The organism is Nocardioides ginkgobilobae (assembly GCF_054781275.1).
In genome coordinates this window covers 86,424-99,203 of the sequence record NZ_BAAGUS010000012.1, presented here as the reverse complement: position 1 = coordinate 99,203, position 12,780 = coordinate 86,424, and the positions used below count along the sequence as shown (strand labels likewise).

At 75.8% G+C, this 12,780-nt stretch carries 9 protein-coding genes; 3 read left to right on the top strand and 6 right to left on the bottom strand.

Annotated elements, in window-relative coordinates:
- The first annotated feature begins 55 nt into the window (after positions 1–55).
- Positions 56–1,120 (top strand): glycoside hydrolase family 6 protein, encoded by a 1,065-nt coding sequence (locus ACYVID_RS12510; RefSeq protein WP_460737487.1) that lies wholly within the window; start codon positions 56–58, stop codon positions 1,118–1,120.
- Positions 1,121–1,285: 165 nt separating this feature from the next.
- Here the strand turns inward: ACYVID_RS12510 and ACYVID_RS12505 are convergent, their stop codons facing one another.
- On the bottom strand, positions 1,286–1,780 hold the full coding sequence (locus ACYVID_RS12505; protein ID WP_460737485.1) for a DUF427 domain-containing protein: 495 nt from the start codon (positions 1,778–1,780) through the stop codon (positions 1,286–1,288).
- Between the two features lie 66 nt (positions 1,781–1,846).
- Between ACYVID_RS12505 and ACYVID_RS12500 the strand changes: the two genes are divergently transcribed.
- Positions 1,847–3,520, top strand: coding sequence for a YncE family protein (locus ACYVID_RS12500; protein ID WP_460737483.1), 1,674 nt, complete (start codon positions 1,847–1,849; stop codon positions 3,518–3,520).
- Positions 3,521–3,609: 89 nt separating this feature from the next.
- Here ACYVID_RS12500 and ACYVID_RS12495 read toward each other — a convergent pair whose 3' ends face one another.
- The gene (locus ACYVID_RS12495) at positions 3,610–3,798 is read right to left on the bottom strand and encodes a hypothetical protein (protein ID WP_460737481.1); all 189 of its coding nucleotides are present in this window, start codon (positions 3,796–3,798) and stop codon (positions 3,610–3,612) included.
- A gap of 146 nt (positions 3,799–3,944) precedes the next feature.
- On the opposite strand from ACYVID_RS12495, the gene zwf reads away from it, so the two are divergent.
- Entirely contained in the window at positions 3,945–5,402 is a 1,458-nt protein-coding gene (zwf, locus tag ACYVID_RS12490; protein WP_460737479.1) for a glucose-6-phosphate dehydrogenase, read from the top strand.
- 120 nt (positions 5,403–5,522) lie between these two features.
- On the opposite strand, the gene ACYVID_RS12485 is transcribed toward zwf, so the two are convergent.
- Genes ACYVID_RS12485 through ACYVID_RS12470 form a run of 4 tightly spaced genes read right to left on the bottom strand, consistent with a single transcriptional unit; the run spans position 5,523 to position 12,701 of the window.
- Positions 5,523–8,600 carry an FtsX-like permease family protein gene (locus tag ACYVID_RS12485; RefSeq protein WP_460737477.1) on the bottom strand — a complete coding sequence of 1,026 codons (3,078 nt, stop codon included), beginning with the start codon at positions 8,598–8,600 and terminating at the stop codon, positions 5,523–5,525.
- Complete coding sequence (locus ACYVID_RS12480) at positions 8,597–10,915, bottom strand: FtsX-like permease family protein (RefSeq protein ID WP_460737475.1); 2,319 nt, start codon at positions 10,913–10,915, stop codon at positions 8,597–8,599. The genes ACYVID_RS12485 and ACYVID_RS12480 overlap by 4 nt, the downstream gene beginning before the upstream one ends.
- Complete coding sequence (locus ACYVID_RS12475; RefSeq protein ID WP_460737473.1) at positions 10,912–11,808, bottom strand: ABC transporter ATP-binding protein; 897 nt, start codon at positions 11,806–11,808, stop codon at positions 10,912–10,914. The genes ACYVID_RS12480 and ACYVID_RS12475 overlap by 4 nt, the downstream gene beginning before the upstream one ends.
- Positions 11,805–12,701, bottom strand: coding sequence for an ABC transporter ATP-binding protein (locus ACYVID_RS12470; RefSeq protein ID WP_460737471.1), 897 nt, complete (start codon positions 12,699–12,701; stop codon positions 11,805–11,807). The genes ACYVID_RS12475 and ACYVID_RS12470 overlap by 4 nt, the downstream gene beginning before the upstream one ends.
- Positions 12,702–12,780 lie beyond the last annotated feature (79 nt).

Sequence of the window (12,780 nt, the reverse complement as noted above, 5' to 3'; positions counted from 1 at the left end):
GGCGGGTCCGCGGATAGTGCGGACACACGCCCCTCGCGTGCCGCACCCTGGACGGGTGCTCCTGCGTCCTGCCCGCCTGCCCGTGCTCCCGCTGGCCGCCGCCGTCGCGCTCGGCGTGCTCGGCGTGCTCGGGCCGTCGCCGGTGGCCCCGGCCGCACCGGCGCGGCTCGCCGCTGCGGACACGGGACCCCAGGAGCCGGCGACCGCGCGGCGCGCTCCCGACCCGCGCACCGTGCGGGGCCTCTACGTGGACAGCCGGATGCCCGTGCACGCCCAGGGCCCGGCGTACGAGCCGATCGCGAAGAAGGCCCAGGCGCTGTGGCTGGGCTCGGAGTACTACCCGACCGACCGGGTCGCCGACGTCGTCGCGGAGTACGTCGGGCTGGCCGAGGCCGCCGACAAGACGCCGATGCTGGTCGTCTACTCCATCCCCGACCGCGACTGCGGCCAGTACTCCTCGGGCGGGCTGCCCGGCGTCGAGGCCTACAAGAAGTGGGTCGCCGAGGTCGCCGAGGGCCTCGAGGGCTCCAGCCCGCTGCTGGTGCTCGAGCCGGACGCGCTGCCCTTCTACCACGGTGGGGAGTGCGGCAACGCCGACAACCGCGTCAGGCTGCTGCGCTGGGCCACCCGCCACCTCGCCGACGCCGGGGCGTGGGTCTACATCGACGTCGGCCACTCCGGCTGGACCACCGGGGACCCCACCACCGACGACACGCCGTGGGACGGCCGGGCCGAGCTGCTGAAGAAGGCCGGCGTCGCCGACGCGCGCGGCTTCAGCACCAACGTGTCCAACTTCCGCCGCACCAAGACCGAGCACCACTACGCGCGCTGGATGGTGCGCGAGCTCAGGGGCCTCGGGGTCAAGGGCACCAAGTACGTCGTCGACACCTCCCGCAACGGTGCGAAGGACCCCGTCGACGCCGACGTCATCAACCCCACCTGGGCGCGGCTGGGCCGGGCCCCGCGGCTGCGGTTCGACGGAGCCTTCGACGGCACGCTGTGGGTCAAGCACCCCGGGGAGTCCGACGGCACCGTCAACGGCGGCCCGTCCTCGGGGCAGTGGTGCGACCTGCTGGCCGACCGGCTGCTGGGCAAGAAGGAACCGGGACCCGGCTGCTGATGGTCGAGCAGGCGAGCGCCAGCGAGCCGTCGTCGAGACCGCGTGACCTGCCTGTGGTCGCCGACCACAGGCACCTCACCCGGTCTCGACACGCGGGTCGCGACCTCGTTCCTCGGTCGCGCCGCTCGCTCGACCACTGTCAGCGAGTCCGCTGGCGCGTCCTCGCTACCAGCCCCAGGAGCCCGGGACTCCCTTGAACGGCCCGACCACCGCGTCGGTGATCCAGCCCCCGTAGAACCCGCCCTCCTGCGGACGGACGACCTCGCCGTCGACCCGGCACTCGTCGACGGCGCCCGGCATCACCGCCCACGCGTCGCTGATGGCGGCGAACGCCGGCGTCGGGTCGGGGTAGCTCCAAGCCGCGCGCGGGGCCACGACCCCGCCGCCGTGCAGGTCGGCGTACGCCGCCAACCCCTTCCACTCGCACGCCGAGCTGCCCGAGGTCGGGACGAGCGCACCGTCGACGAAGGCCTCGCGGGGCAGGTAGTAGGTCGGCGGGTGGCTGGTCTCCAGCACCCGCCACGAGGTGGTGGTGCGGGCGATGACGACGCCGCCGAGGACCACCTCGACCAGCTGGCTGCTCGGCACGAGCGCGGGCGGTCGGGGGTAGTCCCAGACGGACTCCTGGCCGGGACCGGGCTTCTCGGGGCGGGGCCTCACGGATGCGAGCCTACGCAGCCGCTGGTCGTACGATCCGCGCTGTCACGCCGTCTCGGGAGGTCCCGCGTGCCTGCTCCTCACCGCGCCCCTGCGCGCGCCCTGTCCGTCCTGGCGGCCCTCGGGCTGGGTCTCGGCCTGGCCGCCGTCCCCACGCCCGCGCTCGCGGGTGAGCGCACGGACCTGCCGGTCACCGGCGCGGTCGACCTGGCTCTCGACGAGGGCCGCGGCCGGCTGCTGATCGCCCAGGGTCGCGGCTCCGCCGAGCTGCTCGTCACCGACCTGGCCGGCACGCCGACCGGTCGCGTGCCGGTCGCCGACGCCGTCGACGTCGCCCTCGACCAGGCCCGCGGGTGGTACTGGGTCGCCCAGGCCGAGCGGCACACGCTCACGGCCGTCGACGTGGAGACGCTCGAGGTCGTGCGCACCTTCGACGCCCGTGAGGGTGCCGAGGACTACGACTCCTGCCCGAGCGCCACCGTGCCGGTGGGCCGCTTCGTCGCGTTCTCCAGCAGCTGCGAGTACACCTCCGGCGGGGAGCACGTGCGGCTGCTGGACCCCGTGACAGGAGTCGTCGTCGGCGATGAGTACGACTCGGCCCGAGGCCTGGTCGGCGCGCCTGCGGGCACCGCACCGGACTCGGTGCAGGCCCGCTCGCTGTGGACCCTCGGGCGGGGCGGCAACGGGCTGCTGCGCTGGGAGGTGGATGTCGAGACCGGCGACGTCACGCTGGGCGCGAGCCTGGAGACCGACTTCCCGCAGCAGCTGGCCCTCACGCCCGACGGCTCGACGCTCGTGGGCGCGCGCGGTGAGCGCTGGGACGCGCTGACGCTGGAGCCCCTGGCGGCGTACGACCTGCCGCGCGACCGGTACGACGAGCCCTTCCACGGCCTGGACGTGGCGTTCGGGCCCGACGGCCGGGCGGTCTTCACCAGCAACGACTTCGCACCGGTCGAGCCGGTGTGGACCGTCCCGGCCGGGTCTCTCGAGCCCGGGCGCACCTACGACCTGCGGCGCGAGCCCCAGGAGGGTTCCGGGATCGACGCGTGGCGCTTCCCCGCGGCGCTCGCCGTCGGCGCGGTCGACACCTACGTCGTGAGCCAGGCGCGGGACGGCTACCGCCTCGACGTCCTCGATCCCGGTCCGGACGCGACGCTCACGCTGGCCGAGCCGGCCGCGGCGTACCCCTACGGCGCGCGGGTGAAGCTGCCGGTGCAGCTCGACGCGCGATCCGCCGAACGGTCACTGCGGGTGTGGACCGCTGGCGTCGCCGCCGGTCTCGTCGAGCAGCCCGGCGTGACGCTGCCGGTCGACGGCAGCGGGCGGGTCCCGCTGCGGCTCAAGCAGAGCACCACCGTCTTCGTCGCCTACGACGCCGTCGACACCTCCGAGTCGGTCGTCACCCGGGCGCGGCTGATGGTGAGCCCGCGGCTGACGCTCGGGTTCCCCGGCGCGCGGGCGGGCCGGGTGCCGGCGTACGTCGCCGGGCGAGCGGCCACGATCGAGGTGGCGGTCAAGGGCCGGCCGGAGTGCGTGCGGATCCTGGTCGAGCGGCGCACGAGCGCGGGCTGGCGGCCGTTGTCGCGCTCGGCGTGCGACACCCCTCGCGGGGGCGAGGTCTCGGCGGTGCTGCCGTGGCGCGCGGACCTGCGCGGGGCGGCGCTGCGGGTGTCGGTGGAGAGCCGCAAGGACCGGTTCTGGGCGGCCTCGGCCGCGGGGCCGGAGCGGTTCACCTTCCGCTGATCCCGAGCAGGGGGTGCGGGCCGGGTGCGGTCTCGTGGCTCGGCGCCGGCGCGCCTCGCAGGACGACCAGCGGCGGGCCGGCCGTCGGGTCAGGCGGCGGGGCCGGTCTCCGCGCGCAGGTTCATCAGGTCCAGGGCCGCCACGAGCTCGTCGGCGGAGTCGAAGGACTTCGTCGCCTCGGCCAGCACCACGCTGGTCCACGTCGGCTCGTCGGTGAGGACACTGCTCCCGAAGTAGGCCTCGATGGCCTGCGTCGCGGTGTCGTTGTCGAGACTCATGTCACCATTATGCCAGGTCATAACCCCACACCGGGTCGAACGTGGCCCGGGCCACGCCGGGCCCACCCCTTCGGCCGTCGCCTCGGGCGGCGAGGCGGGCCCGGTCGGGTGGTGTCCGGCCCGGGGCCTCGGGGGACGCTCGAGCGGTGACCTCCCCCGACTCCCGCGAGCCCAGCACCGACAGCACCGACACCGTCCCGCCACACGTCCTGGTCCTCTTCGGCGCCACCGGCGACCTCGCCGCCCGCAAGCTCTTCCCGGGCCTCTACCGGCTGGCCGCCGCCGGGCGGCTGCCGGAGGAGTACGCCGTGATCGGCAGCGGTCGGCACTCCCCCGGCTCCGACGAGGAGTTCCGCGACCGCCTGCGCGAGGGCCTGGCCGACACCGTCGAGGACCTCGACGAGGACGTCGCTGAGCAGCTGCTCTCCCGGGTCACCTTCTGCACCTCCGACGCCGACGACGGCGGCGAGCTAGCCGCGGCGGTCCGCGAGGCCGAGTCGTCGATGGGCGCGGACGCCGACGACGTACGCCGCCTGGTCTACCTCTCGATCCCCCCGGCGGCCATGGAGCCGATGATCGCGATGCTCGGCAAGGAGGGCCTGACCGAGCGGGCGCGGCTGGTCGTGGAGAAGCCGTTCGGGCTGGACCTGGAGTCCTCGCGCTCCCTCGACGCCGCGCTGAAGGAGGTCGTCGACGAGGACCAGGTCTTCCGGATCGACCACTTCCTGGGCAAGGAGGCGGTGCAGAACATCCTGGCGCTGCGCTTCGCCAACGGCCTGTTCGAGCCGTCCTGGAACGCCCGGCACGTGGAGTCGGTGCAGATCGACGTGCCCGAGGAGCTCGGGCTGGAGGGCCGCGGCTCGTTCTACGAGTCGACCGGCTGCCTGCGCGACATGATCTCCACCCACCTCATGCAGATCCTGGGCTTCGTGGCGCTCGAGGACCCCGGCGCCGGGGACGCCGAGTCGCTGCGCGACGCCAAGTCGGCGGTCTTCGAGAAGGTCCTGCCGCTGGACCCGGAGCGCGCGGTCTTCGGCCAGTTCGAGGGCTACCGCGACGACGAGGACGTCGACGACGACTCCGACGTGGAGACCTTCGTGGCGCTGGAGGTCCGGCTGGACTGCGACCGCTGGCGCGACGTGCCGTTCCTGCTGCGCACCGGCAAGGCGCTCGCCGCCACCCGGCGTACCGTCACCGTCCGGTTCCGCACCCCCACCTCCGCGCTCTTCGGGGAGACCGCCGGCTGCAACGAGCTGGTCCTCGAGCTCACCGACTCCCCGCAGGTCCGCGTCGACCTCCAGGGCAAGAAGCCCGGTCCGGAGATGGAGCTCGCCGCGGCCACCATGTGCCTCGACCTCGGCGATGCCGTGCCCGACGCCGACCCGCTCGAGGCCTACGAGCGGCTGGTCCTCGACGTCCTGCGCGGCGACCAGACGCTCTTCACCCGCGCCGACGAGGTCGACCGGATCTGGCAGGTCTGCCAGCCGCTGCTCGACTCCCCGCCGGAGGTCCAGCCCTACGAGCAGGGGTCCTGGGGTCCGGACGCCGCGCTCGAGCTGCCTCCGGGTGGCTGGCACGTGGGGCGGCACGCGCACGACGGGTGAGCCCGGCGCTCGTGAGGTTCAGCGGGGCACCGCTGAAGCTTGCGGCGCACCGATGCAGGTGCGTCGGGGGACCGTGAGATTCATCGGGGCCCCGCTGAACCTCACACCCGCCAGGCCGCCCTACCGCGCCGACTCCCGCAGCGTCGACCCCCGCGCCCCCCGGACGGTGAGGACCGCGGACACCAGCGCCACGGTCCCGAAGAGCAGCGCGGTGACGAGCGCCAGCAGCGCGAGCCGCCAGGGGTCGATGGCGGCGACGAGGGCCGGGGTCGACAGCGTCTCGGAGAAGCCGAGCGTGACGGTGCGCAGCACGACGTACTGCGCCAGCGACCCGGCGGCGAGCCCGGCCACGGCCGTGCCGCCCAGCACCAGCACCAGCTCCCGCAGCACCGAGCCCATCACCTGGCGCCGCGGCACGCCGACGACCCGCAGCGCCGCAGCGTCGCGGCGTCGGGCCGGCAGCTGCACCGCGGTGCTGACGGCCAGCGACGCGACGGCCATGAGCAGGACGAGGGCGGCCACCACGGCGTAGAGCCGCAGCGCCAGGGCGTACGCGGTGCCGTCGAGCTCGCCCTTCACCTCGGCGTACGACGTGTCCTCCACGAGCCCGGCGTCGCGCATCTGCGTCACCAGGCTGTCCGGGAGGTCGTCGCGGGCCAGCACGTAGACGTCGGTGTCCTGGTCGTAGACCGCGCGGCCGACCGCGAAGGTGTCGTAGTCGATGAGCAGCCCGCGCGGCCCGAGCAGCGGCACGCTCCCCGCGGTGAGCACCGGGTCGACCTCGAAGTCCAACGCCGAGCCGCCGCCGTACGTCGCGGAGGAGGTGTTGGTGCGGGCGGTGTCCCCCGCGACGACCGGGAGGGCCGCGGGCGGGTCGCCGGCGCCCAGCTGGACGATCACCGGGGAGCTCGAGGCGACGAGCACCTCGAGGCCCTCGGCGCCCAGCGAGACGTCGTCGACCGCGTCGTTGCCGGTCGCGCCGGGCACCAGCGTCCAGCCGCCCTCCGTGATCGCCGCGCGGTCCGGCTCGCCGTCGACCAGCAGGGCGCGCACCGCGAGCGAGCCCTCCATGTCGACCTGCTGGGCGGCCGGGCCGCCGAGGGTGATCTCCTCGACCCGGCAGCCCTGCTGGCAGTACGCCGCTGGCTCGTCGAGCTCGGACACCCCGGGCGCGACCGGGCCGAGGAAGATCGAGCGCGGGCGGCCCTCGGGCGGGACGAGCCGCAGCCGGACGACCAGCTCGTCGCTGGTCTCCAGCGCGTTCTCGACCTCGATGCCGATCCGCCGCCCGGTCACCACGGGCACCGGGCCGGTGGCGAGGAGCTCGGCGACCTCGCCGGCGGAGGTGCCGGGGGTCCACTGCTCGTTCCAGAGCCCCACGCGCTCCAGCCGGGAGGTGTCGAGGACCGCGAAGACGGGGCCGGGCTGCGGGGTGATGACCGTGCTGCCGGCCATCAGCCACTGCCCCTCGGGGTCGAGGCGACGGGTGAGGCCGACGGTGTCCTCGAGGGTCTGCGAGGAGGTCCACACGGTGGCCGCGGGCGCCCGGGTGGCGGCCACGGAGCCGCGCCAGGCCGAGGAGGAGTCGTAGACCCCGGCCCCGAAGACGCAGATGGCGATCGCGGCGGTGACCGGCAGGATCACCAGGGTCCCCTCGTGGCGCCGCGAGAGGGCGCGGACCGCGACGTAGGACCCGAGCGAGCGGGTGTGCGGCACGGCCCGGGTCCACCAGCCGGCCAGGGAGGAGGTGGCCCGGCTCGCGGCCAGGCCCGCCACGACGGCGAGCAGCACGGGGAGCACGAGGTCGGTGACGTCGGGCCGGCCGCGCTCGGTCGAGCTGAGCTTGCTGAGCAGCACCGCGGCCGCCGCGGCCACCAGCGCCAGCTGCGCGACGACGGCCGCCCGCCGGGCGCGCCGCGGTCGACGTACGCCGCCGAGCTGGGCCTCGAGCGGGATCCGGACGACCAGGCCGACCGCGACCAGCGCCACGACGGCAGCGCCCAGGCCGACCAGCCCGCCTGCGAGGACCGAGGTCCACGGCACCCGCAGCGGCAGCCCGGGGACCAGCCACGACTCGATGAGCAGCGCGACGGCGCCGACGCCGAGGGCGCCGCCCACCGGGAGCGAGAGCGCCAGCAGCGCGAGCGGCTCGGACATGCCGAGCGACCACATGCGCCGGCGCGGCAGGCCGCGGAGCGAGGCGAGCGCCAGCTCGGGCATCCGCAGGTCGGCGGCCGCGGTGAGCAGGCGCAGCAGCAGCGCGAGCGCGACCAGGACGAGGCTGATCACCGCCGGCGACACCGACGCGCGGGCGGTGGCCTGCTGGTCGCGGACCTCCTCCACGACGCCGCCGATGTCGTTGATGGAGAACTCCGTGAGCGTGCCCCGGTCGCCCTCGAGCACCAGGTCGTCCTGGGCCCGGGCGACGGCGACGACCTCGTCGAGGTCCTCCACCGCGAGGTCGGCCGGGACGTCGAGCCGACGGTCGACGAGGACCTCGTAGCCCACCGTGTCGGCCGCCTCCGCCACGGCCTGCTTCGTGCCGAGCATCGGCGCGGGCTGGTAGGGCTGGTTGGCCGGGGCGGGCGTCGGCGGACGGCTGGCGAGCCGGCCGTACTCGAACCAGTAGTCCTCCTCCTCCGGCCCCGGGGTGGCGTAGGTGCCCACGACCCGCACCTCGCCCAGGCCCTCGACCGGCGTCGTGTCACCGATGCCGAGCCCGGTGATCGTGGAGTCCAGCGCCAGGAGCAGCACCTCGTCGGGCTCCTCGGGGCAGGCGCCCTCGATGACGAGGTGGGCGCAGTAGCCGGGCGCCCAGCCCAGCTGCGCCTCGCCGCCCAGGCCCTCCGTCGGGAACGTGCGCACGAAGAACTGCGGGGGCAGGTAGCGCTCGGCGCCCTCGCCGGCCTCGTCACCCTCCTCGGTGGCCTGCTCGGCGGCGGCCCCGGCACGCAGCAGGGTGGCGTCGACGTCGAAGCCCGTGTCGGCGGGGTCGGGGGTCCAGACCCAGGACAGGCCGGTGAGGTTCTGCGGTGCCTCGGCCAGGCGGGTGACGAGGAAGGAGCTGGTGACGGCGCCCTGGAAGGCCGGGCCGAGGACGGCCGAGCCGACCGCCAGCGCGGTGAGCACGACCGAGCCGAGGGAGAGCAGCAGCCGGGAGCGGAGGCCGCGCAGGACGGTGGGGAGCAGGGTGGTCACCGCACTTCCTCCCGCAGCCGGCCGGGGCTGGACCGGGCCGGGTCGACGGCCCGGCCCCGCACCACCACGACGACGACCAGCACCGCGCACACCACCGCCGCGACGGCCAGCGGCAGCGGGGCCACGGCGGTGCGCAGGTCCACGGCGTGCTCCGGCACCGTGACCAGGCCGAGCCGGCCGAGCAGCAGCCCGACCGAGGCCCAGGTGCCGAGCGCCACGGCGACACCGGTGACCACGAGCAGCAGCCCGGCCTCGACCAGGGTGCTGCGGCGCAGGGTGGCGGGGGTGACGCCGACGGCGCGCAGCGCCGCGACGTCGCGCACCCAGGTCGGGCGCTGCCGGGCGACGGCGGTCAGCAGCGCCAGCAGCGCCACCAGGAGGCAGAACGCGGCCATCAGCAGGTAGGCCTGCGCCTGGGCGGCGCCCGTGGCCTCGCGTACGTCGGCGGTGACGACCTCGAGCGCCCGCGCCTCGGCCCCGGTCTCCTCGCGCAGCTCGGCGAGCAGCGCCGCCGGGGTGTCGGCGCGGGCCAGGACCATCACCTCGGCCGCGGGCACGGTCGGCGGGGCGCCTGCCGCGGCGCGCGGGAGGTCGGCGTAGACCCCGTCGGCCTCGACGAGCGGCAGCGCGGGGAAGCGGGCGACCACCCGGGCCGGGAGGTCCTCGCCACCGGGCGACTCCAGCACGGGGTCGCCCTCCCACGTGGCGGTGCGGGTGATCAGCACCGGCACCGGGCCCTCGCCGCGCGCGGGGAGCGCGGTCAGCCGGCCCGGCGAGGCCGGGGCGAGCAGACCGTCGGTGACCTCCACCGGACCGCCGGGCCCGGCGTCGGTGGCCGGTTCCGCCGGCTCCCAGCTGCGCTCGGTGAGGTCGGTGGTGCCGATCTGCAGCCGGGTCAGGACGAAGGGCAGGTCGCGGTCGCCCGGGGTGCGCGACAGGGTGACCGAGCGGACCGTGCAGCCCGCGACGCAGTCGACCGGGATGCTCGAGCCGACCGGGGCGCCGGACGTCGGGAGCTCCAGCCGGATGCCCGCCACCAGCACCTGCCCGGCGGGGTCGGCGATCTCCACGTCGACCCGCGGCCGCAGCGTCCCGTCCGCACGCGCGGAGACACCGGCCACCTCGACCTGGATGCTCGTGCCCGTCGACGGCACCGCCCATGCCGACGAGGCATCGGTCAGCCGGTCGGCGAGCCCGCCGATCCGGGCGGCACTGGTGCCCGCGAAGAAGTCGCCCACCACGCGGTCGGCCCGGGCCACGTCCACGAAGGCCCGCCGGGCCGGCACCGAGCCCTCGCCCGGCACCACGACCGCGCCCATCAGCCACTGCCCCTCGGGGTCGAGCCGCTGGGTCAGCGCGAGCACGCTCGCGGCGTCGCCGCCCGCACCGCGCTCCAGGTCGATCCGCAGCGGGGCACCCGCGCGCAGCCGCGCCGTCTCATCCGCCCAGGCCGAGACCTGGGCCGCACCGGTGACCGCCAGTCCCGCCACCACCCCTGCCGCCACGAGGACCCGCAGCGGGGCCGCGGCGTCGGCCGAGCGCGCGAGGCGCCGGGAGGCGAGGTACGTCGGCAGGGCGCGGCGGCGCGTGCGTCGTACGGCCAGGCGCGCGGAGCGCGCCATCAGCCACAGGCTCGCGTGCCCGGCCGCGAGGCCGACCAGCGCGGGACCGGCGAGCACCAGCAGGTCGGACTGGGTCCCGTCCACGACCCGCGCGCGGTAGATCGCCACCGCCGCGCCCACCACGACCAGCACCTGTCCGAAGACCGCCGCGCTGGTGGAGGTGCGCGGTCGCGCGGACCCGCGGACCTGGGCGACCAGCGGCTCGCGCAGCGCGGCGGCCATCCCGACGACCACCCCCGCGAGCGCGACGAGGAGCACCACCAGCACGGCCGACAGGACGTCCCAGCCGGGCACCGTCACGGGTGCGTCGAGCCAGGCGCGGGTCGCCAGGGCCGTCACGCCGACCCCCGCCCCGGTGCCGAGGCCGGCACCCGCGAGCAGCACCAGGAGCGGCTCGAGCGCCAGCAGCGTGACCAGCTCCGCGCCCTCGAGGCCGCGCAGCCGCGCGAGCGCGATCTCGGTACGCCGGGCCGAGGCGAGCTCCCGCCCGGTGGCGGGCACCGCGACCGCACCGATGAGCAGCAGCGGCACCGCCAGCAGGCGGGAGGTGCCGGCCGCCGCGGCGAACCCGACCACCGCCACCACGCCCGCCACGACCACCGCCGTCAGGAGCAGCAGGGGCAGCAGCGTGCCCCGGCGCGACCACGCGCCCTGGAGGGTGCGGGAGCGGATCCGGGGCGCGGAGGCGCTCACGCGCTCCCCGGGCGGCGGTAAATGCGGTGCGGGTCGTCGTCGGGGTCGGGAGGTGTCGCGGGGGCGGGCGGCGTGGGTGCCGGGGGCGCGGCCGGTGCGGGACCCGCCGCCGGGACCGGGGCGACGGGCTGGATCGGTTGCGGCGGGGTCCCGTGGCCCGCCGCGCTCGCACCTCGACCAGCGGGGGACGTCCCGGCCCCGGAGGCCCCTCCGGCCCCACGGTGCCGGCCGGCCCCCAGGTGGACCGGCTCGGTGTGGTCGACCAGCCGTCCCTCGTCCAGCGCGTGGTGGTCGTCGCAGGCGTCGACGACGGCGGGGTCGTGGGTGGCCACGACGACGACGGCACCGCGGTCAGCCTCGCGGCACAGCTCGGCGAGGACCAGCCCGCGGTTGCCCTCGTCGAGCTCGCTGGTGGGCTCGTCGGCGAGCAGGACGGGGGCACCGACGCAGAGCCCGCGCGCCAGGGCGACGCGCTGCATCTGACCGCCGGAGAGCTCCTCGACCTGGCGGTCGCCGAGGTCGCCGATGTGGAAGCGGGCCAACGCAGCGGTGGCACGCTCGTCGGCCTCGTCGGGGTCGGTGCCGCGGGCGCGCAGGGCCACCGAGACGTTCTCGCGCGCGGACAGGATCGGCACCAGGCCGTAGACCTGCAGCACGAAAGCGACCTCCGGCCGCGGGTCGCCGGTGCCGCGCCACATCGGCTCCCCGGCGTACGTCGCCTCGCCGAGGGAGGGCTGCAGGAGCCCGCCGGCGATCGAGAGCAGCGTGGTCTTGCCGGAGCCCGACGGGCCGGAGAGGGCGGTCATCCGGCCGGCGCGGAAGGTGAGGTCGAGGTCGTGCAGCAGGGTGCGGGTGAGCTCGTAGCGCACACCCGTCAGGTGCAGGTCGCTCACTGGGGCGCGTCCTCCTCGGCGGAGCGCGAGACGACGAGCCGGTCGGCGGCCTCGGGCTCGATCCGCACCAGCGTGCCCTGGGGCCACTGCTCGGCCAGGTGTGTCGGCAGGTGGACGACGCCCTCGGCGCCGATGACGACGTACTCCGCGCCGTCGCGGCCCTCCAGGCCGACCCGGCCGCCCTTCATCGTGATCGTGCGCGGGAAGGTCGCGGCTACCTCGGGCTGGTGGGTGACCACGACGATGGTCGTCCCGAGCTCGTCGCCGAGGTCGTGGACCAGGCCGATGACGGCGTCGCGGTCCTCGTGGGAGAGCTGGCTGGTCGGCTCGTCGGCGAGCAGCAGCTGCGGCCCGGTCGAGACCGCGCAGGCCAGCGCGAGCCGCTGGCGCTGGCCGCCGGACATCGTGCTGACGACCTGGTCGGCGACGCCCTCAAGGCCGACGCGGGCGAGCAGCTCGCGGTCGGGGGCGACCTCCTTGCGCTCGGCGGAGGTGAGGGCCAGGCGCGCGAAGGCGATGTTCTGCCGGGCCGTGGCGTAGGGCAGCAGGTTGCGCGTGGCGCCCTGCAGCATCGTGCTGACCCGGCGGCTGCGCAGGCGCGCCAGCTCGGTCTCGGGCAGCCGCGAGATCTCGTGCTCGCCCAGGAAGATCCGGCCGGCGCTGGGACGCTGGATGCCGCCGAGCAGGGTCAGCAGCGTCGACTTGCCCGAGCCGGAGGGCCCCAGGAAGGCGACCCGCTCGCCCGGTCGGACGGAGAGGTCGACGCCCTGGAGCGCGACGACGTCGTGGCCCTCGAAGGTGCGGTACAGGTGCACGACGCCCAGGCACCGCACGCCCAGCCCGCCCCGCCTGTCCAGCTCCCCGAAATCGACGTCGGCATCGACGACCGTCACCAGATGACCTCCTGTCCGGGGGCCAGCAGACAGCAATGCCTGCCGCGGTCGCAACGCGGGGCGCCGGTTCGTTGCGCGC